The 22,584-nt window shown below is 35.1% G+C and carries 17 protein-coding genes and 1 pseudogene; 12 read left to right on the top strand and 6 right to left on the bottom strand.

Going from position 1 to position 22,584, the window contains the following annotated elements; genetic code table 11:
- The first annotated feature begins 94 nt into the window (after positions 1-94).
- From C7B62_RS12745 to C7B62_RS26150, 8 genes are all read left to right on the top strand, one after another.
- Entirely contained in the window at positions 95-1,045 is a 951-nt protein-coding gene (locus tag C7B62_RS12745) for a sulfotransferase (RefSeq protein ID WP_158260675.1), read from the top strand.
- Between the two features lie 60 nt (positions 1,046-1,105).
- Complete coding sequence (locus C7B62_RS12750) at positions 1,106-2,491, top strand: O-antigen ligase family protein (protein ID WP_106236638.1); 1,386 nt, start codon at positions 1,106-1,108, stop codon at positions 2,489-2,491.
- A gap of 70 nt (positions 2,492-2,561) precedes the next feature.
- Positions 2,562-3,527: a sulfotransferase gene (locus tag C7B62_RS12755; RefSeq protein ID WP_106236640.1), complete on the top strand. Its 966-nt coding sequence runs from the start codon at positions 2,562-2,564 to the stop codon at positions 3,525-3,527.
- A 73-nt stretch (positions 3,528-3,600) separates the two neighbouring features.
- Complete coding sequence (locus C7B62_RS12760) at positions 3,601-5,619, top strand: hypothetical protein (protein ID WP_146132094.1); 2,019 nt, start codon at positions 3,601-3,603, stop codon at positions 5,617-5,619.
- Positions 5,620-5,711: 92 nt separating this feature from the next.
- Positions 5,712-6,413: a sulfotransferase family 2 domain-containing protein gene (locus C7B62_RS12765; protein ID WP_106236644.1), complete on the top strand. Its 702-nt coding sequence runs from the start codon at positions 5,712-5,714 to the stop codon at positions 6,411-6,413.
- A gap of 282 nt (positions 6,414-6,695) precedes the next feature.
- Positions 6,696-7,337 carry a hypothetical protein gene (locus tag C7B62_RS12770; protein WP_106236646.1) on the top strand — a complete coding sequence of 214 codons (642 nt, stop codon included), beginning with the start codon at positions 6,696-6,698 and terminating at the stop codon, positions 7,335-7,337.
- Between the two features lie 57 nt (positions 7,338-7,394).
- A complete protein-coding gene (locus C7B62_RS12775) occupies positions 7,395-8,213 on the top strand; it encodes a hypothetical protein (RefSeq protein ID WP_106236649.1) in 819 nt (272 codons plus the stop codon).
- Between the two features lie 44 nt (positions 8,214-8,257).
- Positions 8,258-8,881, top strand: a complete 624-nt coding sequence (locus C7B62_RS26150; protein WP_199194180.1) for a CatB-related O-acetyltransferase — start codon at positions 8,258-8,260, stop codon at positions 8,879-8,881.
- Between the two features lie 74 nt (positions 8,882-8,955).
- On the opposite strand, the gene C7B62_RS12785 is transcribed toward C7B62_RS26150, so the two are convergent.
- Positions 8,956-12,288 carry a DUF4347 domain-containing protein gene (locus tag C7B62_RS12785; RefSeq protein ID WP_106236651.1) on the bottom strand — a complete coding sequence of 1,111 codons (3,333 nt, stop codon included), beginning with the start codon at positions 12,286-12,288 and terminating at the stop codon, positions 8,956-8,958.
- A 432-nt stretch (positions 12,289-12,720) separates the two neighbouring features.
- Here C7B62_RS12785 and C7B62_RS12790 point away from each other — a divergent pair, with 432 nt between their 5' ends.
- On the top strand, positions 12,721-13,860 hold the full coding sequence (locus C7B62_RS12790) for a glycosyltransferase family 4 protein (protein ID WP_233219941.1): 1,140 nt from the start codon (positions 12,721-12,723) through the stop codon (positions 13,858-13,860).
- Here the strand turns inward: C7B62_RS12790 and C7B62_RS12795 are convergent.
- Positions 13,857-14,504, bottom strand: a complete 648-nt coding sequence (locus C7B62_RS12795) for a 2OG-Fe(II) oxygenase (protein ID WP_146132095.1) — start codon at positions 14,502-14,504, stop codon at positions 13,857-13,859. The two genes, C7B62_RS12790 and C7B62_RS12795, sit on opposite strands and share 4 nt — an antisense overlap.
- A gap of 848 nt (positions 14,505-15,352) precedes the next feature.
- Here C7B62_RS12795 and C7B62_RS12800 point away from each other — a divergent pair.
- Positions 15,353-16,273: a hypothetical protein gene (locus tag C7B62_RS12800; protein WP_199194181.1), complete on the top strand. Its 921-nt coding sequence runs from the start codon at positions 15,353-15,355 to the stop codon at positions 16,271-16,273.
- Positions 16,274-16,338: 65 nt separating this feature from the next.
- Positions 16,339-17,473 (top strand): annotated as a pseudogene (locus C7B62_RS12805) (IS630 family transposase).
- Here the strand turns inward: C7B62_RS12805 and C7B62_RS12810 are convergent.
- The 4 genes from C7B62_RS12810 to C7B62_RS12825 form a co-directional block, all read right to left on the bottom strand.
- The gene (locus C7B62_RS12810; RefSeq protein ID WP_106236658.1) at positions 17,462-17,692 is read right to left on the bottom strand and encodes a hypothetical protein; all 231 of its coding nucleotides are present in this window, start codon (positions 17,690-17,692) and stop codon (positions 17,462-17,464) included. The pseudogene C7B62_RS12805 and the gene C7B62_RS12810 overlap by 12 nt on opposite strands.
- Positions 17,693-17,876: 184 nt before the next feature.
- Positions 17,877-18,179, bottom strand: coding sequence for a hypothetical protein (locus tag C7B62_RS12815; protein ID WP_106236660.1), 303 nt, complete (start codon positions 18,177-18,179; stop codon positions 17,877-17,879).
- Positions 18,180-18,225: 46 nt separating this feature from the next.
- Positions 18,226-18,411, bottom strand: coding sequence for a hypothetical protein (locus C7B62_RS12820; protein ID WP_106236662.1), 186 nt, complete (start codon positions 18,409-18,411; stop codon positions 18,226-18,228).
- 60 nt (positions 18,412-18,471) lie between these two features.
- A complete protein-coding gene (locus C7B62_RS12825) occupies positions 18,472-21,003 on the bottom strand; it encodes a TonB-dependent siderophore receptor (protein ID WP_106236664.1) in 2,532 nt (843 codons plus the stop codon).
- Between the two features lie 573 nt (positions 21,004-21,576).
- On the opposite strand from C7B62_RS12825, the gene C7B62_RS12830 reads away from it, so the two are divergent.
- Positions 21,577-22,578 (top strand): MFS transporter, encoded by a 1,002-nt coding sequence (locus tag C7B62_RS12830; protein WP_146132096.1) that lies wholly within the window; start codon positions 21,577-21,579, stop codon positions 22,576-22,578.
- The last annotated feature ends 6 nt before the right edge of the window (positions 22,579-22,584 follow it).

Genomic DNA, 22,584 nt, shown 5'->3' on the forward strand with positions numbered 1-22,584 from the left:
TTCGTATTTTTGTATAAGATGAAGTATTTATTTCTAATGACGAATCAAAAATAGAAAACTTGTATTTCACAGTGAAATCATTGCAATGTTTAACATGAAACAATCAGATAAAATAAACTTAGTTTACATTGCTAGCATCGGTCATAGTGGTTCTACTTTAGTAGAATCTATGTTAGGTACTCATTCTAAAATAGCTACCTGTGGGGAAATTCATATTTGGCCTCATGAAATTATTCGTCAAGGAGTTTTACCTTGTAGCTGTGGAAAATCTGTTATTGATTGCGAGTTTTGGGATAAGATGCTCAAATCAGTGAACCCCTTAGACCAATCAGAGCCACAGATAGATTTTTTCAGAGAAAAACATAACGCTGGACACACAGTTAGACTAAACAGATTGTTAGATTTTACTAGTAAAAAACTTGATCTTGAAACCGAAAGAAAGATACGAGTATATGCTCAAAATAACTATAGTGTATTTAAATCATTTTTAGAACTAATACAAGTAGAACTAGATACTCAAGTAGATTGGATAGTAGACGCTTCTAAAGATCCTTATCGCTTGGCTTGGCTTGCTCGCTCTGATCTTTTCAACCTCAAAGTGATACAGATAGTAAAGAATCCACCTGCATTTATTTATTCAATGCTGAAGAAGCTACCGAAAGACAAAGCACACTCACCTTATCATCGATTTTATGAAACTACCAGACAATCTCTAAAATGGTCAATTGAAAACGAGTTAATCTCACAGGCAGCCCTAAATCACCTTAAAGCAGAAGACTATATGCTAATTAATTATGAAAAATTAGCATCACAACCGTCCGAAACATTTAAGCAAGTATGTAAAATGCTTAATTGTCAATTTGAAGAGAAAACGGTAAATAATTTTCGCGCGGGCAACGTTCACACAATTGCAGGTAATCCAATGCGTTACCAAAAGGGAGGAATTGTTTTAGATGAGAAATGGAAAAAATTGCTATCAGCTAATCATCGTCGAATGGCAGAGACATTAACTTTAATAAATAGGCATACATATGGTTATCGTTAATGGTGAGGTGGTTAAATATAAATGAGCTAATTAAACATATTAAGTATAGAGGAATATCGTTTGAACTCTCAATCAAAACTTGCAAATAACTTTGCCACTCAAGTATTTAAAATAAAGTTTCAACCTTCATCTGCTTGGGCAGCCATTTTTAGCTTATTATTTTTAACTGTTACTTTGGTCATAATTAATGCCGGTAATATTATCAATTTATTTTTTCCCATAACAGCAACTGCAATAGCTATCTTTTTATATTTTCGTCATCCCATAATCTACGTTAGCTTTATGTGGTGGATGTGGTTTTTAGCACCTTTGGTTCGTCGTTTGGCGGACTATAGAGGAGGGGGATACACTGAGCCAAGCTTGATTTTACTTACCCCTTTTTTAGTAGTATCAATAACTATTGTTAATTTTGTAAATTACTTTCCTAAATTATTTCGTCAAGACAATTTACCTTTCATTTTATCTTTTTTAGGGTTATTTTATGGTTTTTTTATTGGTTTGATCAAGTGGTCTATATTTGAGACAGGAATTGGTTTCCTCAACTGGTTTAGTCCTGTTCTCATGGGATTTTATCTATCTACAAATTGGCGTAACTATCCGAAATATCGCCAGATAATACAGCAAACCTTTATATGGGGAGTATTGATTATGGGATTGTACGGTTTAATACAGTTTTTAACTGCGCCAGACTGGGATGTCTTTTGGCTGACTAATAGTGAATTTAGTTCAGCAGGAAAACCCGTTCCCTTAGAAATTAGAGTGTGGAGTACTATGAATGATCCTGGGGCTTTCGCTAATACTATGGGTGCCGGATTATTAGTTTTATTTTCTGGGGAAGGAATACTAAACTTAAGTACGTCTATTGTTGGTTACATGTCATTTTTATTATCGTTGGTGAGATCTGCTTGGGGAGCTTGGGTTATAGGTCTATTAACGTTTATAACTTCTGTCAAATCTAGATTTCAAATTCGTTTTATTGTCGGAATATTGATATTGTCTATGTTTATCATCTCTTTAAGTACAATAGAACCATTCTCGACAACTTTGAGCGCGCGTTTCCAAACTGTCTCTGAGATTGAAAACGACAAAAGCGCCCAAGTTAGAGTAGAACTATACAATGAAGAGTTAAATAGTGCTCTACAGAATTTGATAGGAAATGGGATAGGGGACAGACGAAATTATCATAGTACTTTTTTAGCCGTTTTTATGAACCTAGGATGGCTAGGAACAATTCCCTACTTCAGTGGTATATTTTTACTGTTTTGGAGCTTGTTTCAAAATATTGGCAACTATTTAGATTTATTCGGTAGGATTGCAAGAGCAATTTCATTCAGTACTTTTTCCAAGATTTTTCTCGGAATTATCGTTATTGATGTTCGAGGTATGGTTTTATGGGGATTCTTAGGTTTAGGAGTAGCGTGTCAAAAGTATTATCGTTATCGATAAATTTTTTGTAGTCTTTTGATATTTTTGGTTTCAATTAATACACAATTTTGATAGATATTTAAATTATTCAATGAACATTAAAATTGCCGTGGATAAAATTAAAAATTGGGTTTTTGTAACGGGAGTTCCTCGTAGTGGAACGACGTTTGCGGGAACAGTACTAAGTCTTCCTTTACAAGTTGATTATATACATGAACCATTCAATCCCACCTGTGGTATTGCGGGAACCGACTTGTGGTATCCGTATTTTAGTAATACTACCGACACTGAGGATAAGGATAGATATCATGATTTAATTAAATCTATTTTTAGCTATGATTTTAGTTTGAAAAATAACATTCCTCCTGATGATTCTTTGGTAAAAAAAATTGGTAAAAAAGTCGTTGGTAGTAGAGGGCCTTTTAATCTAACTTTAGCGAAACTAAATCCATTACATGAAGCTGCAATTATAAAAGATCCTACTGGGATATTTTTAACAGAGTATCTGTATCTTAATTATGGCGTTAAACCAGTGATTATTGTTAGGCATCCGACTTCACTTATTGCTAGTCTTAAAAGGTTAGATTGGGTTCCCAATCTAGCTCGATTTCATGATAAACCGCATTTGATAGATGATTACTTTTCTGAAGAAAGAGAACTGCTAACTAAAGAATGGTCAAATAGTATTCAAAAATCTTCTGTTCACTGGAAAGCTGCATATAAAGTCATGTTAGAACAAGCTAGTAAGTATCCAGATTGGCAAGTAGTGACTCATGAAGACTTGAGTCAAAAACCTGTTGATGTTTTTCATTCCCTTTATGAAAAGCTAAATTTACCTTGGTCTGAATCAGTCAAACAAAAAATTATTAATTTAACTAAGGTAAATAAATCTGCTCAAGCAAGACAAGGAAAAGTCCAAGATTTCAAAAGAAATAGTGCTAAAATTTTTGACATGTATCGCCAATCTTTAACAATAGTAGAAAGACAAGAAATTTTTGAGATTGTTAAAGATGTAGCTTTGCAAGTTTACACTGAAAAAAGCTTTGCACTGGATTAATTTAAAGAAACTTAAAGCCAAGAAAAAGAAGGTGTAAATTAAATGTTAACGAAAATACAAAATCGGAAAAAGTATGATTTTCACAATTAAGAAAATAATAAATGTTGCAATCATCGTAATTGCTACATTTATATTATTAATAGCTAGTCATAATGCATTTAGTATAGGTAATCAACTAAAATTTTACACTGACGAATCCTACTTAATGAATATACCATTTGGTACTCATTCTCACTGGTTACAACCTTGGAGAGCTTATCTGGAGACTGTCCCTGCTAAAAAATTTTTAGATGGTATAGGAATAGTTTTTCAAGAAAAACAAAACCCGAAGTTAATTGCACAGATGTTAGCTAAACACGGAGTGCGTCATGCTCGTTTTGAAATCAGTTGGGGAATGCTGGACTATGGTGATGAAACAAAGCTGATAACTAATAAGGAAACGGAATTTAAAAATAGATTAATTGCTTTAAAGAATTTTGGCATACGTCCACTTATCCTACTCAATTCTAATCACGGCTTACCTTGTCCTATTAAATTACAAAATAAAAGGGTAACTACAACCGCACATATTGGCGATCGCAAAATAATACTGGATTCAGTAAACAATCTTAGTGTTGGATACAGTGGTTTGTCTAATATTTCAGGAAAAAAATGGGCTGCTGAAGCCTTAATTACTGAGATTAGGGGAAATCAAATTACTATTTCTAAACCCTTAAGCAAGAACATTATGGCAGGTTCTTCTATTGAAATAGCCACTCTGAAATACAAACCTTTTTCTTCACCTGGAACGATTGATTATCAAGAAACGTTGAGTGGTTGGTTTAATTATATAAATACAATTGCAGGGTTTGTAACCAAAACTTTGGAAACTGAAAATAATGATGATAAAGGATTCGATCTGGAAATTTGGAACGAATTAACATTTGGCTCTAACTTTTTAAATATAAATTCATATTACGAACATCAGTTAGATGAACATTATAGTAAAAAAGATATTTCGAACAACTTGATTGGTGAAACAGCAAGGTATATTGACAATCATTCTAATGACTTTCTGGGGGTAAAAATTACTAATGGTTTTGCCAATACAATCCCATGGCCAGCATCGTCTCAATTACCACCTAGAATTCATGCTTTAAGTAAGCATCCTTATCCTAAATTTAAAAAGTATCCTCAAGATGAACCAAAATCTAAACCTGTTAACGCTTTAGGATTAAGAGATCTGGAGTTTCAATCTAAATTCACACCACATTATTCCACATTCTTTCCCGAATCATCTGCCACAGGTTTACTTAGTTCAACTATAGTTAGAGATATGGCTCCAATAACCTCAGAAGTACACGGTGTTGACCACGGGCGTTATGGAAGAAAAATTTCGGGACAAGTTGTATCTACTCCAATCTGGATCACTGAAGCGAATGTTTCTCCAAGTAATTATGACCCAAATATATCTAATGAAAGGGCATTGAAAATCAAAGCTAAAGCAGCAGCCAGATATTTCTGTTTTTTCTTAAATAAAGGTGCAGAGAGATTATATTTATTTGCTGCTGGAGGTAGATGGAAAGATAATAATTTGGCTGTTGTTCAAGAAAACTTTTTGAAATATGCTTTTTCAAACAGTGATTATCCAATTAAAGATGATTTTTATATCTCTCCAGCTTTAAAGGTTTTAAAAAGAATTTGTGATCAAATGACGCTAAATATTGATTCAGATTTAGTTGACATCAAACAATTAAAGATTATTTCCATAACTGATTCACACAATCACTATCAATTTCAAGGTAACAACATTGAAAAACATCCAAATTTATATAATAGAGACGTATTTACTTTTCTTCCTTTTCAAGTTAATCAAAAAAAGTTCGTAATCCCATATTATATAATGACTAGAAATTTGATGGAGGATATGGTTTCAGAAAGTTTTACAATCAAGATTAATGGAGAACAGCTAAGTAAAGCTTCAGTTCAAGTTTATGATCCTATAAATAATAGGAAATTACCTGTTTCAACTAAATATTCCCATGATAATTTATCAATTAAGTTAACTGCTACAGACTATCCGTATCTTTTAATCATAAATAATAATACATAAGAGGAAATATAATTACAAAGTTCAGAAAATTAATAACGTCAGTAATCACAATTTATTCGTTAATATTCAACCATACTTTTATTATCAAAAAAATGCGGATCTCACATAAATACAAATTTATTTTTTTTGCTAATCCAAAAACAGGTTCTGAGACTGTAAGAGAAATACTCAAACCGTATTCTGATGTGTCATCTGTTCATTATAAAGAAAGAACTCCCCAAAATCCATTCTATTCTCATATAACTCCAAAAGAAGTCAAACAAATATTTCAAGAACGAGACTTGAACTACGATGAATACTTTAAATTTACTTTTGTTAGAAATCCTTGGGCCAGGCTTGTATCTTTATATGAAATGATTTACGATACTGAAGCAGGAGGATTTGTCAAAAACAAGCTAAAATTTGAATTAAAAAGGCTTTCTAAAAAAATATTTCTGAAAAAACCTGACTTTAAAGATTGGTTATTAACAATAGACAATGATGGCATTGGTGCAGGGGGGAAAGACTGGGAAAGGTGGAGAAGATATGGAAGTTATTCCATTGACAATTATATTATGGACAGCGAAAGGAATGTTTTAGTAGACAAAGTAGTAAGACTTGAAGATATCAAGACAGAATTAATTCCTGTGTTAAGGAAAGTGGGAATACCGCATGCAGAAAGTATTAATTTAAAGAAAAGTAATAGTAGAAAATACAAAAACTATATGACATATTATAGCAAAGACTCTATCGAATTGGTAAGCAAGCTATATAAATATGATATTGAGAATTTTAATTATAGCTTTGAATATTAAAGTTCTATATTTATTACTTCAAGCCTCAAAAGAACTTGAATTATAAACCTGTAGTAATACTAAAGTACTAAATTTCAAAACTAACTTAAGTCTTTATTAATGCTGTGTAAATAGAATTAAAAATTAAAATCTTTGTTTTTTTCTTCCTGTATAGGTTATGCCATCTCAGTACTTTCAACAAATACTATACACAAGCTAGTTAAATTTAATCGATCTAAAAAGTTATTTTATTACAGACTTAAAATCTTACTAGTAAACACTGAAGTTTATTTAATAAAATAGATGAGAAAAATTTTACTTTTAATTGCAGTAATTCTCCCTTTACCTATTAAATTATTTGTTTATAAATTTATAGGGTGGAGTATCGGTAAAAATGTAAAGATTGGCTTTAGCTACATCAACTGTGAACATTGTATTTTGAAAGATAATGTTACAATCGGAAACTTTAATATCATTAGGCGTTTAACTTTGTTTCAAATAGGAGGTGGCCCTTGTATAAAAAACTTTAATCAGTTTTTCTTCTCTGGCAATAAGGATGAGTCTCCTTCCTGGTCTGGCAAAATAATTTTAGAGGAAAAAGTAAACATTATGAGCCATCATTTTATTGACGCGGGAGGAAGTGTAAATGTTGGTAAAAACACCACTATTGCTGGCAGAGATTCTCATATTTGGAATCATGGAATTAGCTACATCAATGGTAGTACTAAAAAAGAAAAACTAAGATATGAAGTAAATGTAGGTAGAAATGTTTATGTTGGGGCTAGAGTATCGATTTTAGGATGTAGTGTTCCAGACCAAGCTATGGTTGGTGCCGGAAGTGTAGTTAATAAATCTTTTCCCCCTGAAGAATATCCTATATTAATCGCTGGAAATCCAGCTATAGTTAAGAAGCGTTATGAACTGCTTAATAATTTAGATAAATAGATGATTCTAATTGTAAACCTACTAATTAATGTAATAGACAGGCAAAAATAAATAGCTATGTTTGAATGCGAACGTTTAGTTTACTTACAACTTCAAAAAACTGGTTGTACCCATATAGCTCAATTATTAAATGACTATATTGGAGGAAAACAAATCCAAAAACATAACAGTTTACCTGTTAATTTAATTGGTGAAAAATACATTATCGGCTCAATTCGTAATCCTTGGGACTGGTATGTATCTTTATGGGCTTTCGGTTGTAATAGTAAAGGACTATTTCGGAAGAAATTGACATCACATAATCTAAATCATTTAAGATGTTTTCCTGTTAAAGAAAAAAAAGTAAGATCGATAAAGGCTTTATTTCATGAAGTTAACAAACCTATGAGTCTATGGAAAAAAACCTACGCTGATGTAGAAAACCCTAGACTTTTTAGAGACTGGTTACATTTAATTTTCGATCCAATGAGAAAATACGATCTTACAGAAGGATATGGCTTTAGTCCAATCAGTTCATTTGCAGGTCTTTTAACCTATCGATATACTTGTGTACACAGCAATGTTTTAAAATTAAATAAGTTATTTAATAATACCGATATTATTTCTTTTGATCAATTGCTTGAATTTGATAAACAAAATAATTTGTTAAATGGAATTATAAGAAATGAAAGTCTTGAACAAGATTTAATTCAAGTTTTAAAAGATGTTGGATATAAATTGACATTAGAAGAGCAAGAAGAAATTATATCTAGAAAAAAAATCAATACATCTAAACACAAACCATCTAGCTTCTACTATGATGATGAAACGGTTAATATGGTTCGTTCAAGGGAACAACTAATAATCGACAAGTATCAATATAACCCTCCAGAGTAAAATCTGGTTTGGATTGTTGAATTTTATTGAATTAACTGAAAATCATGAAAATTAGTAAATTTTTTAAAAAAGTTTTTAGCATCAATAAATTTGCTAAGTATAAAAAAAGTAAGATTTTTATTCATCCCGACTCAAAAGTTGGTAAATTTACTACAGTTGGTTTTGGTACTAGAATAACAGGACCGGCATTTATCGATAGTAAAAAAGAATCTCCCGTTTCAATTGGCAAGTATTGTGCGATCGCACACAATTTAAGAATTAGAACCAGAAATCACTATACTGGATACATTAATATGCAGCATAGATTTCAGCGTCGATATAACTTTCCCGAACTTGTTAGAACCAAAGGAGCGATAAATATAGGTAATGGTGTCTGGATAGGAGATAATGTAACTATCTTGCCTGGAGTAGAAATTGCTAACGGCGCAGTTATAGGTGCAGGTTCGATTGTAACAAAGAGTATACCACCATATTCAATTGCCGTTGGCAATCCTGCCAAAGTAATTAAAAAAAGATTTAGCGACCAGATCATAGAACAACTTCAAGAGATAAACTGGTGGGATTGGTCAGAAGAAAAAATTAAAAACAACAGACGTTTTTTTGAAACTGATTTCAGTCAAATAAAGAAGGATGAAATGTTTATGATAAATAAAGTGATAGTCGATTGAGCTAATTATTTTATTTAAGCACAAACCTAACACAATCCATCCTTGATTATTTTATGTATTAATTATCTCAATGACTATTTGATACTAATATTATCAATTGCCAATATGTCACCTTTATTAGGATCGATTCCTTTAGAATTAGCCTGAAAAACAATAAATTCATAGCCATTGCCAAAGTTTAAATCCCAGCTAAAATTCTTCCAATCAAAACTATCTCCACCTACAGTCTTTTGTAATAACTGTTTTCTTTTCATAGGAAGTGTTCCTACTTGTTGAGGACCTTGAATATCCCAAGCTGAATTACGAAATTCCCCATTCACTCCCCATACAGTTACTGTTAGTTGATTAAGATTGTTATTCCCTTCTGTATTTTTAATGTTCATGGTTAAAGTTTGATTGCCTCGGCGCATCCCCTCATCAAAAACACTTTGACCGATGCCTTTAACCATATTTTTAGATACTGTTGCTGCACCTCCATTACCAATTTGAGAATTACGAGTCCAATTGTCAGCTAAACTCCATCCTTGATTGGCTGCTGCACTACTAAAGTCTTTAGTATCATTAGAAGAATTAAAATTACCGTCAACAATCAAATTCTCATATGCTTGAGATACTAGGTTAATAGTCTGAGTCAAAGTTTGAGTTGCACCTTGATTGTCCCACACTGTAAGAGTTATGTTTTTATCACCAGCACTATTAAAATAATGACCTACTTGGCGACCAAATTTATCAATTCTGCCGTCATTATCAAAATCCCAACCATAGCTAACAATTCCTTTGCCATCTAAATTTTTTTCTGAAGAGTCAGTGTCAAAAGAATCGGATGCATCAAACTGTACTGCGAAACCTCCTAATGTTTTATGGGTAAATTTAGCTGTGGGTGATGTATTGTTCTCTACTATATTAAATTTGCTGTTAACAATTTCAAAATAAGATGAATAACCCGTGGGTGTACCATCATTGAATTTTCTGGTATTGAAATTTTGGATGTTATGAGCAAAAGTAACATTTGTAATTGAAGAATTATTCCGACTTTGATCCTGATCAAAGGGTATTTGCAACCCATATTCAAATCCATCAATATAAAGATTAGCAAAGTTATTATTCATCGAACCTGAATTACCTACAATTCCTTTACCTTTAGGATTAAGGCGATTTCCTACAATCAAACCGTTTTTTAAATCAACTTGAGAAGCATAAATAAAACTAACGCCTGCGGATCTATTATTCCAGACTTTAAAGTCTTTCACCTGAGAATGAAAATTATGGGCTGGTGGTTTTGAACTTGCTGTTGCCCCATCAATTTCTAGTTGATTATCAAGATTTTTAAGAGTTGCCCAAAAATTCATTCCCATTCTAGAGTTATAACTTTCAAAACCCGACAGTTTACGGAGAGGCACTGCCGATACATCTATAACACTTTCATCGCCTGTCCCTTTAGCAAGAGATTGATACTGTGAAGGTAAATTTTTAACGGCAATAGTTTGTGCATCTCTGACTTGTTGTCCGCCGTCACCTCCGCCATAGTGAACAATTCCTGCTGATTCAGCACTAATAGCAATGTTATCAACAATATCGATTTGCCCTGCCCCTTGAACCCAATAGCCTTCACCATTAAAGCCAAAATCAAATCGATTAACGCGTTTAGAACTAGGCTCAAGATCTGGTCGGTAACTATCATCGCCAGTAGTTTTAATGGTAATATTATTACGCCAAGTACCAATTTCGTTACCTGCTTCAGCAGCAATACCAGTACCTACTACATCAAAAACTACATTATATTCTATGTTTACATGACTATCATGATGAGCAATTCCCCAGCCAGGACTACCAACAACAGCGTTTCCTTTAGCTATAGCTGCTGAGCCATTCCAATCGTCTGCGCCTGTACGATGAAAGTGTAGAGAATATCTGCCTCTAGGATTTGTACCCGATCCTTTAGTTCCGTCTACATTTTGACTAGGATCGTCAATAAGCTTATTTTTGTCTGTTCGCCCCAAATTATAGAAGCCAGCATTTTGCACTACCACATTGGGATTATGCATGAACATTACGTGACCGCGATGATTTACTGGAACACTATCACCGTTTTCAGTTTCAAAACTTACATTTCTGGTGGTGTTGGCAACGTAAAGATTGAGGCGATTTTTATATCCATCTGGACGCTTGTGGTCAAAGCGCAATAGCTGATTATCTCCAGCAGCAATATCGTTATTGGTAAAACTAATTTTATTTCCATCAATTGCAGTGATGGTCAGAACCTCATCTTGAAAACGAGAATTGTCTCTATCAGAACCTTTGTTGTTGTAGCTGGTGCCACCTAAAACAAGCTGGTCTCCAACTTGCCAGCCTTGTGGTGTATTTGTTCCTGTAGGGAGATTAAGAATTAATTCTCGCTCCCCTGCTAAAACATCTTTTTTAAGTGCCACAAAATCAAGTTTATCAGCACCATAAATTTGAACTTTACCTTGAGAGATCAAACCCCGACTAAGTTGTTCAGTATCCCATTGAGTATCAATTGCTTTGTCGCTAGTAAAAATAATTTGGGCTGTTTTATTAGCTTGAATAGGATTATTTAAATTACCAATAAATAATTTACCTTCAGAAGCAACAAATAAAGTGTCTACCAACATTTTGGTATTACTTTTGCTTGAAAAGTTAAGAGTCCCATCAACTCTCAAGGTATATAAACGGTTATTACTTTCTTGAGTGTAATTGACTCGAATACCTTCTGGAATCAATACTTGCGCTCCATCAGTAGGTAACTTGCCATTTTGCCAGGTATTAGGATCGAACCAACTACCATTGGTAATTGCAACATGAGTAGCATCTGCTTCATCTATTAGGGCATCATCACTATGTAAAATACCTTCAAAAACCTCAGTAACTTCTGGCGGAAATACCCTAGCCGATTCTATTTTTCCTGTTTGTATTTCTAAATCCCAATTACCACCTAAAGCACTGTTGCCTGTCAAGTCCTTTGAAGCCGCAATGTCAGCACCTGTAATATCGCTTAATTCTTGAATTAAATCTTTACCATCTTGATCGATAGCAACATTGCAACCATAAAAAAGAATATCGCCTTTCTCGCTTAAGGCATTACCCCAATTTTTGATTTGCTCGTCATAAAAATCTAAAGTATCAAGATTTAATTGTGAATTACCAAATTGAACGCTACCAGCTTGTCCATGAGAAACAATCTGGATACTTTCAAGATTGTGGTATTGAGCTAATTGTTTGCTAATTTGTTCGATTCCATTTTGTAAAGAATCTAGGATAACTATTTCACTACTAGGAGTAGCAAGATCGATTAAACTTTGATAATTTTCTATTGCTGAATCGATAAATAGTAAATCATCTTTAAGTTGAAGGTTGTTAAAGTTTAAATGAATTAAAGAGTCAAACATAATCAATCAATACTTAATATTTCTGGTTTTTGATAAGTAAATTTATTTCGCTTGAAAATAAGTTTTTGAAAACTTTGTATATTTTTTAAATATTAAATATTATTTTGTAATTTGACTTCCGCAAAAATACTACATTTATCTCTTTCGAACGAAGAAACAAATTTTTTAGTCAAAAATATGAAATATTTGTTTGTCTAGAGATATTTCTCGGACTGTACAAGGGAATTTATAAATTTTCGATAAAGTTTAAATTAATAAATTCGACATCCAAAAGTTCGGATTTGTGGTAAACTTTGTTACTGTAATATTTGCGATCAATGGTGTCGGATAAAATAAGATTTGTGAAACTCGATAAAATTACCTATTTATATAACTTACATAGATCAAAAAGATATTTAAAGTTATTAAAATCAATTTTCTCAAGCAGATAAAATGATGAAAATCATACAAATAGGTTTAGAATGGTTTCCCGAAGGTGGCGGAGGACTTGATCGCTATTATTATGATTGCTGCCAATGCCTACCCCAAGCTGATATTAAAGTTACAGGCTTGTTAGCTGGCTCAGAGAAAGTAATCCAAGACAGCAATCGACTAGTTACAGCTTTCGCTTCCCCCAAAGATTCTCTGATTCAACGCTGGCTAAAAATGAGTCGGGTTTTCCATCAAACCCTGTCAGCAAATCAATACGACCTCGTCGTATCTCACTTTGCACTCTATACCTTCCCAATTCTCAATCAACTTCACAATATTCCCCTTGTTACTCATTTTCATGGACCTTGGGCATTAGAAAGCGATGTCGAAACTCCAAAACCAGTCGCAATCTGGGTCAAAAAACAAATTGAAAAAGCCGTTTATCGTCGTTCATCCCAATTTATCGTCCTCTCCCAAACCTTCCGCGATATCCTACATCAAGAATATCAAGTCCCTTTAGCCAAAATCCAGATTATTCCTGGGGGAGTAGATGTAGATCGCTTTAACATCAATCTTTCTCCCGTCGAAGCCCGTAGCCAACTCGATTGGCATCCAGATCGACCAATTATTTTCTGTATCCGTCGCTTGGCAAAACGCATGGGATTAGAGAACCTAATTACTGCCATGGCACAAATACGCGATCGCTATCCTGATATTCTCCTCTATATCGCTGGTAAAGGTGCATTAGCTGATAGCCTACAAACTCAAATAATCGAACTAGACTTAACAAATAATGTCAAACTACTAGGATATATCCCTGACGAACAACTACCCTTATGCTATCGTGCTGCTAACTTCTCTGTTGTTCCCACTGTTGTGTTGGAAGGTTTTGGGTTGATAGTAGTGGAATCCTTAGCGGCTGGAACTCCAGTACTTGGAACTCCTATTGGTGGTATTCCTGAAATTTTACGACCATTTTCGGCAGATTTAGTCTTTGAAGGTTATCAACCAGAACAACTAGCACGAGGAATTATGGAAGCCTTATCAGGCGATCGCATTTTACCTGATAGCCAAGCTTGCTTAGACTATGTTCAAGCTAATTATAATTGGCACGAAATTGCCCAACAAATTAAACTCGTTTATCAAAGCGCATTAAATTAAAGATTATTTTCAAATTTATTGAGAGCTTGTTTTAGTTTTCGATTCCAAAAAACATATTCTTTTTGTTGAGCAGAAAGACAAGAAGCAAATCTTAACAAATCCTGAAGTGGCAAACTAGATTTACAATAATAAGGGCGCAAGGGAAAAGCTGAAGTGTAATCAAAAAAAATCGACAAACGGTCGGATGTTTGAGGAATTAAACCTCGATGAAAAATGTTAGCTGTATCGACAAAAATTACCGTACCAGTTTGACCCTTACAAGAAATCCATTCAGAGCTAGATACAAAACGTTCTACTTTTTTGCTTGGTAAATATTCATGGTTATATTTAAGTTTACGGATTAGAGCTGAGGTAAAACGTTTAGGAATATATTGAAAAGCTCCGCTATTTTGATCGACATCCTTCAAATAAATAATAATTTTTACTATCCTGCGATCTTCTTTATCCAGATGCCAAAGTCTCGTTTTGTAGGCGATATTATTAGCAATATCTCTACGTACATAAGCACCATGATAGGCTACTGGCAACTTTAAATATTTACTGATAGTAGCAATTAATTTTTGCTCTAACCCCCAAGTAAAAATTTCAGGATACTCAATTACTTTTTGAGATTCTGCAATTAATAGATATTGCTTGGGATTCACTAGTTTTTTTGCTTGTAGGGATGGTAGAACGTTGAAACACGATTGCATTAATCGCTTTGAACTATCTATGTCCAAGCGATCAATGTGCGTAACACAAATTCCTTGATTTTCGAGTTGGAAATCAAGATCTTGGTAATGCGAAAAAACCTCGCTTAAACTAATTTTATAATTTAAAATCTGATTTTCGTAAAAGCGTTCTTGAGAATAATTGAAAAGCTGAAGCTGAAAAATTTCCTTGATGAATCTATTTTTAGTTTTTCTAATTAAAGTGCGAAGGTGATCGTTAAAAAAGTGCATTTTCAGCAGTACATACCATTATATGCTGTTTGTAATCTATTGGATTATAACTTACCTCAGATTACTATTTATTTTAAGCGGTTAAGTAGCACTACAAAAAAAAGATTGATGACTTTAGAATTAGCTTTCGTTTTCTCTATATTTTCAGAACTGAATAATTTTAATTAACCAGCTAGGGGTCAGAGAGAGAATCGGCGTTGCTGAATTGAAGTATGAAGGATAAAATTTTTCATCAAATCAGGATACCTTAAAAAACTAATAAGTAGCTCCACCTAGAAAAACGTAAAATAGAAACTGAAAAATTAAAATTCATCATTACGAATGCCAGCAGCATTGAAAATAACTTTAACGACTGAGGAAAATAAGACTTGACAAGAGTTAGAAGTCTGTCAAACAGGGGTGCGCTCAAAAACAGTTGGTGTCGCCCAACAGGCGATCGCTAATTAACGTTCTCGCTTTTGAGGAAATAGAAATTTCAAGCCGAAATCAACAGAATTAAAGAAGCCAAAAAAAGGCAGTGTTTAAAGAGATGAATCAATTAAGACACTGCCATGAATCAAAATTATAATGATCTTATTGAACAAATCAGTGATCTTCTATTTAAGAAGATAGTAGAGGAAGAGCCAAATCTAGCTGAAAAAGTAAATCAAGTTGACACAGACTTATTATCATTGTTACGAGCCATTGGCTTGAGGGTGATGTCAATGTTATTAAGTTTGTTAGTTAATCAAGTCACAAGCCAAGTGAAACAAACTGGTTGGGTTATCCATAGAAGACCAAAAATTAAATATACAGTAATTTTTGGGCAGTTGAAAATAGAGTCTCCCTATTTATGGAATAAAAAAAATCAACAAGGAATTCGTCCTGTTACTGAAAAATTAGGAATCGCTCACGGAGATTACTCTATAGGAGTGAAACGAGTCTTAACATTTGGAGCCGAAGAATCCTTTGAAGGAGCAGCCATGAGGTTTCAAGAACATTACGGCTTTTGGGTTGAAAGAAATGCAGTTAGAAGAGAAGTCGAAGCGGTCGCTAATTTAGGACAGCAATATATTGAGCATCGCTTAAATAGTCTTAAACAGCAAGTCGACGACCACAAAAATCAAACCCTGGGTTTACCCAGACTAGTAGTTGAATTGGATGGTTGTCAGATTCGCACAGGAGTCTATTTTGCTGCTCAAAAAGCAGAATTAACCCCGAAACGTCAACTCATCCCAAAAAAGCGAACAATCAATTGGCGTGAAGTCAGAGTTGGATTTGCACGTCCAGTTGATGATCAGAAAAAAGGATTACCAATAGGCTCTGGAGAAGTTGAAAGTGCCCATCGTTATATTCCTCAAAAGCGATTAAAAATTCCAGGAGCGACATGGCATCCTAATACAATTAATCCCATGTTAGCTTTACGAGTTATCCGAGCCAATGAATGGTGGTCAGACTTTTGGACTCATCTCATCGAGAAAAAGCTGGCTTGATTTTATACCAATTCCTAAAAGTCACTGGAGACTTAATATAGATATAAAATAATCTAAAAAAGCTAATGTCAGGAGTACCTAAAATTGAGATTGTTGAATCAGCAGAGACATTAAAATCTCTTATGAAACAGCAAAAAGCTGCGTTGAATCATGCCAAGGTGCAGAGTTTATATCTGCTGAAAATAAATGTTGCAGAAACCGTAAGACCCGATCGCAGTCATTATGGGGCGCTCTGAATCAACTATTCATTATTGGCTTCAGTTATATAAAACTGGAGGAATGTCAAAACTTTTAGAAGAACCACCTCAAACAGGAAGACCTAAAAAAATAGAAGTAGAAACGAGAGCTTCTCTTCAACAAGAATTATCTGACCCAGAAGGATTTAATAGTTATCAAGAAATAAAACTATGGCTTGCCCTCTGCCAAAATATTGAAATAAGTTATTCAACAGTGCATAGAATTGTTAGATATGAATTAAACGGAAAATTAAAAGTACCTCGTCCGACTCATGAGAAACAACAACCAGGAATAATAGCGGCTTTTAAAAATCACTTCCCCGATAGAATAAAGGGATTAATCAATGATATTAGAGGTAAATGGGGAGATAAGTTGGCTATCTCCTATTGGGTTCAAGACGAAACTAGATTGGGTCATCGAACAGAATCTGGTCATAAAATAACTAGAGCAGGAGTGAAACCAAAGCAAGTTTGGCAGTGGTATTACAGTTATTACTATATATATGGATTAGTTGAACCATTACAAGGTAGAAGCTTTTTCTATGAGTTTTCACATTTCAATTCCGACTGTTTGGGATTATTTTTAGAACAATTTTCCCAAGAATATAGTAATGAGATTCACATCATTCAACTAGATAATGCGCCAATTCATATATGCGTAGCGGTTATCCGAAGGTGTATCCTTTAGGACACCTTCGGATATACCCTTTAGGGATCCTTTAGGACTGCCCACAAATTAATAGTTCCTGAAAATGTAATTCTCTTATTTCAGCCTCCCTATTGTCCTGAACTTAATCCCATTGAACGAGTCTGGCAATATATCAAACAGAAGTTAAAAAACTTATTTTTTACTAGCCTTGATGATGTTAAATATAAGGTTGCAAAAATTCTTAATTCTTTATCTGAAGATATCGTTCATTCTTTGACTGGCTGGGACTATATTTTAGATGCCTTATCTCTCTAGCCACTTTTGAGAATTGGTATCAGGATCTTTTTCTGACTTTTCAAAAGCCGTATTTAAAGCAAGTTGAGCAATATTTCCTTGCTGGTAGAGGAATTTACGGCTCACTCCTTCTTGATGGGCTAAATGACTGATCTTTTCCTTTTTGGACAAGACCTTGACAGCTAAATCTTGACGATGAAGAGGCTGAAGACCCGAAGCAACAGAAGGAGATAAATTCACGCAATTTGCTCACATATTTGGCTGATTTTCACTAATTTAACAGCATTAGGCATTTCTCTGCTGTCGGGCAACCATTGAGAACATCTGCTCTATGAGATAGGCTAATTTTCTGCCAAAGTGTAACCCTGGTTTGAACAACGCCTTATTGGCGACACAACCTGTCGGCTGTACGCCCTATTGTTACTCACTCTTGGTTCGATATTATCTCTTCCACATTGCGGAGGAAAGGAAAGGTATAACCACCAAGTCCCAGTAGTAAGCCACAGCTAGAAAATAAAGTAATCATCAGCGCCATACCAGCTCCTATTTCTGTACCAAAAAAACCACCGAATAAGCGGGCTAAACTACCACCATTTTTCATTGCTGGCTCAAAAAAATGATCGGCTAGAGGGCCAGAGATCGCTGCTCCTAAAGGAATAGCAATTTGAGCGATTAAATCACGAGCAGCAAAAACTCGACCCTGAATCTCAGGTTTAACCTTAGACATCCAAATTGCTTGATTAGAGCTATCGGGAAAGGGAGAACAAAAACCACTAGTTACAGCAGCAGCAATCTTGATTAACGTTCACCTTGGGAGTTTGGGTAAAGAATAAAATGAAAGATAGAGGAGTTGCTTGTCCTGTAACCGACCAAGCCCAGATCGTAATGGCAAAGTTGGTCATCTCGGAACCGAGCATAGAAGCTAGTTGACCTATCCAAACAATTAGAAAGGTGCGCATCGTTAATTATGGTTTATTCCTCAGGAAAGTGGGATTTAACGGTATTAATTGATCTATTTATTAAAACTCGATCGCCAACGAACCAACCACTGTAAAAGGTTCTCCAGGATCATTACCTCTTTCCCTGACTGGAGAAGCACCTACTATATAATCCACATCAAATATATTTTTTAAATTCAGGGCTGCACGCCAATTATTACGTTCATAAAATATAGCCCCGTTAGTGAGAAAGAAACTATCTAATTGAAAGGAGTTATCTAAATCCCCTTCTCTCTCGCCGACAAAGTTAAAACCCAAACCAAAACCAAGTCCTTGGAGATTGCCCTGTTGCAGTTGATAGGTTGTCCATAAACCAGCACTATTTTCGGGGGCATTGGGTAAACGATTACCCACCGCAATCGCATTATCCTCGGAAACTTCTGCATCGATGTAGGCATAAGAAGCAATAATATTCCAACCAGACATAATTTCTCCCGTTACATCCAGTTCGATACCTTGGCTTGACTGTTTTCCTGTAGCAACAGAAGAAAAAGGATCGTCAGGATCTTCACTAGCGACATTCTCTTTATCAATATTGAAATAAGCCAAAGTAGTAAATAATTTACCTTTTAAAAATTCAGACTTAACTCCAAATTCAAATCCCTCTCCCTCTGTTGGATCTAAAGCCTCGCCATCGCTAGTGGTTTCGGGATTGGGGGCAAATGATTGAGAGTAGCTAGCATACAGTGAAACTGGCTTAATCGGTTTATAAACAACTCCTACGCGAGGAACAACTGAATCGTTAGTATTGCTTAGTTCTGTCTGTTCGAGATTATCGGTGACAATTTGCTCCACCGTGTCATAACGCAATCCTGCTAAGAGAAAGAATTTCTTGCCAAAAGTAACCCTGTCTTGCGCAAAGATTCCCAATCGTCGGGTTTCGGTTTCGCGATCGCTAATTAAAGGTAATGTATCAAAATCTGGTCTGGGAGATGTGTCGTATACCGGGTTAAATAAATCGAGTTCTAAAGGAGTTTCTTCATCTAAGCGAATTAAATCGTTAAGATTATCCTCGGTTAAATTAAGATCCAAGCCAAGTAAAACCTGGTGATCTATTTTACCTGTAGCAAATTTCCCCTCTGTACTGGTTTGTAAAGAATAACTTTCACCGTCTTGAGGTTGAGCCGCCCAAAAGCGAAACACAGTATTACTTTCTTCATCAATTTCAAAGGGGAAAGCCGTTTCTAATCGGGCAGTTTGTTGGGTAAAGCGAAAAGCGTTACGCAGTTTCCAATTTTTACTAAATCGATGCTCTAGATCGTAACCAACACTCAAAAATTCCTCTGACCCAAAGTCGTCAGGTTCGTTAGTAATTTGGTCGAAGGGAATATCAGCAATTTCTTCGCCAATAGCAGGAACACCATAACTGGGGGGTCGATCATCGTTGGCATACTCTAATTCAAAATTGAGGTCGGTATTTTTGCCAACCTTCCAAGTCACCACAGGAGAAATATAAAATCGCTCGATATTTTCGTCTACATCTTGGATACCATCACTGCTGCGGTATAGTGCATTTAATCGGTAAAGTAGATTACCATCTTTCGTTAATGGACCCGAAAAATCGATGCTGGGACTAATAAAACTACGATTGCCAAACTGTGTCTCAATATTATAGAAAGGTTCGGATGTTGGTTTTTTGGTTACGAGGTTAATTAAACCTCCAGGTTCAATCTCGCCGAATAGTAGTGAAGCTGGTCCTTTTAAAACTTCAATGCGTTCTAGGTTAGCCGTCTCTGGAATGACATCTGCGCCAAATTGTCTAAACCCATTGCGAATAATTGGGGCTTGATCAAAACCACGAATGCTAAACTGAAGGTTTCTACCTAAATCTGTTCCGCCAAAGGTTACACCGCTAACGTTACGTAGTGCTTCATCGAGACGAATTATCTGTTGATCTTCTAAGACTTTTTGCGGAATTACTTGAACTGATTCGGGGGTATCGAGGATCGATGTATCGCTTCGCGTGGCAGAAGTCACCTTGGGAACGACGTAATCGTCTTCTGCTTCCCCCTCCCCTGTGGCAATAACTTCAATTTCTTCATCTACTTCCGTTTGTGCCGTACTTGCTTGGGAACTTACGCTCAAAATTAAGTCATCTCTACTGGGAACTAATTCCACCGATGGTGCATTTTTCTCTCCCGTAATTACGATCTGAATGTTACTATCATCTATTTGAACCACCTTAATTTCAGTAATGCCTGGTGCGGGATTAGTTTCTCGGAAATTATTCCCCGTTGGTAATGCTAAAGTGGCATCTAAAATATCAATAATTAGATTATTTCCTTCAGGCAAAATTAAAGGCACTAATTTTTGTCCTGTGGGGGTTTGGAAAACTAGCTCTAATCCCTTAGCGGTTTCCTTGAGTTCTACCCCCGTAACCCGAATCAGCTTCTCTGGAGATGTTTCTTGGGCTAGTAAATTTTGGGCAGAAATAGAATAAGATTTTGTCTCTGGATTTTTGGTCTTTGCGGCTACGGGTTTAATTCCGTAAAGGCAGAGGAATATACTCAGGTAACCCAAGAATAAACCAAAATTATTAAACTTTTGCTTCATTATTTTACGCTAATTTTTCTGTTTTTCAAGCTTGGTCAATCAAAATAAGATCGCAGATATATCTGCGATCCTGGCAACTAGGGCGATCGCGATTTTCTACTCAATCGCATATACTTATCAATATTATTTATCATTAAGCTCTAAACTATCATCCTAGAACTTAGGAAATTTTTCAAAAAATAATACACAACTTAATGAAAATATAATTCAATAGAATAAAAAATGAGTTTTGTCTACAAAATGTATTGAACGATACATTTAATCAGAAAATCCTTGAATGATTGTTAATATTTTCAAGTACCTTCTTCAGCAATGAGAAAGAAAACTACCCTAAACACTATCGTTTTTAAGATTCTGTTGCAAAAAACTGGAGCTAATCTGTAGTATAAAACAAGTATAAACAACTACTAGGCTAGATGAACGGTTCTGTTGCAAAAAGTTTTAACAGACAGAAAACCTAGAGAATTCTCTAAAAGCTTAATAGAAATAGTTATCAATTACCTATAAAATAATCAGACGATCCGCTGAAGATTGCTGGCTTCGACAATCGTAAAAAAATCGCAGGAGAATTAATTGAACCAAATTAGTAAAATCCATCCTTCTAAAATGGGGCTACTTGCCAGCCTGTATGTTTCTCAATATATACCCTTGATGTTTTTCTATGAGGCATTGCCAGTATATATGCGTTACTCAGGAAGTTCTTTACAGACGATCGCCCTAGTTAACTTGTTAATTTTACCTGTTGTGTTCAAGTTTCTTTGGTCGCCTCTAATTGATCGCTATGGTTATACCCGTTGGGGACATTATCGTTTCTGGATTGTCTTGTTTCAATTGATAGTGTCGCTGCTAACAGTAGTTTGTGCTTTTATTGATATATCCCAAAACCTTAACCTATTGCTCATAATTGGTTTTGTAATGTGTGTTTTTTGTACCAGCCAAGACATTGCAGCCGATGCGATGGCGGTTAACTTACTTTCTCCTGCTGAAAGAGGTTTAGGCAATGGGATTCAAGTGAGCGGTCACTATTTAGGGGCGGTAATTGGCAGCGGTGGAATGTTGATTTTGCTCGACAAGATCGGCTGGCAAAAAACGATGTTGCTCATTGCTTTGATTATGTTAATCTCTCTGTTGCCCATCCTACTTCATCAAGAACAAGTGAGAGTCAAGCCACCAGGGCAAGCACCGACTATCTGGCGCGACTTAGGTGAATTTTTTAGTCGTCGGGAATTGTGGCTTTGGCTGGTAATTTTAGCGACCTATACCACTGGCTCAAGTATGGCAATCACTATGTTCCGCCCTTTGTTAGTGGATTTAGGTTTATCCGCAACGCAAATAGGTTTACTGTTGGGAGTTGTTAGTTATGGCGTGGGAATTTTGGGGGCTTTAGTTGGCGGTTTGACAGTTAATTTTTTTGACCGCAAACGGTTATTGATTGCTGGAGGTTGCTTTCAAGCCTTAGTGATCTCAGCTTTTTTATTGCCCGCCTGGGGATTTAGCAGCCTCATTATCGGTTTAATAAATGGGTCGAAAACCTCGCCCTTTAGGGCGATTCTTGATGATCAATATACTCCTTGATCTTAG

It is taken from the genome of Pleurocapsa sp. CCALA 161 (genome assembly GCF_003003995.1).
GTDB lineage: Bacteria > Cyanobacteriota > Cyanobacteriia > Cyanobacteriales > Xenococcaceae > Waterburya.

Excerpts from the sequence above, each read along its gene's own strand:
- C7B62_RS12745 (WP_158260675.1), top strand. The coding sequence starts at position 95 with ATGAAACAATCAGATAAAATAAACTTAGTTTACATTGCTAGCATCGGT.
- C7B62_RS12755 (WP_106236640.1), top strand. The coding sequence starts at position 2,562 with ATGAACATTAAAATTGCCGTGGATAAAATTAAAAATTGGGTTTTTGTA.
- C7B62_RS12760 (WP_146132094.1), top strand. The coding sequence starts at position 3,601 with ATGATTTTCACAATTAAGAAAATAATAAATGTTGCAATCATCGTAATT.
- C7B62_RS12765 (WP_106236644.1), top strand. The coding sequence starts at position 5,712 with ATGCGGATCTCACATAAATACAAATTTATTTTTTTTGCTAATCCAAAA.
- C7B62_RS12770 (WP_106236646.1), top strand. The coding sequence starts at position 6,696 with ATGAGAAAAATTTTACTTTTAATTGCAGTAATTCTCCCTTTACCTATT.
- C7B62_RS12775 (WP_106236649.1), top strand. The coding sequence starts at position 7,395 with ATGTTTGAATGCGAACGTTTAGTTTACTTACAACTTCAAAAAACTGGT.
- C7B62_RS26150 (WP_199194180.1), top strand. The coding sequence starts at position 8,258 with ATGAAAATTAGTAAATTTTTTAAAAAAGTTTTTAGCATCAATAAATTT.
- C7B62_RS12785 (WP_106236651.1), bottom strand. The coding sequence starts at position 12,288 with ATGTTTGACTCTTTAATTCATTTAAACTTTAACAACCTTCAACTTAAA.
- C7B62_RS12790 (WP_233219941.1), top strand. The coding sequence starts at position 12,721 with ATGATGAAAATCATACAAATAGGTTTAGAATGGTTTCCCGAAGGTGGC.
- C7B62_RS12800 (WP_199194181.1), top strand. The coding sequence starts at position 15,353 with ATGAATCAAAATTATAATGATCTTATTGAACAAATCAGTGATCTTCTA.
- C7B62_RS12815 (WP_106236660.1), bottom strand. The coding sequence starts at position 18,179 with ATGTCTAAGGTTAAACCTGAGATTCAGGGTCGAGTTTTTGCTGCTCGT.
- C7B62_RS12820 (WP_106236662.1), bottom strand. The coding sequence starts at position 18,411 with ATGCGCACCTTTCTAATTGTTTGGATAGGTCAACTAGCTTCTATGCTC.
- C7B62_RS12825 (WP_106236664.1), bottom strand. The coding sequence starts at position 21,003 with ATGAAGCAAAAGTTTAATAATTTTGGTTTATTCTTGGGTTACCTGAGT.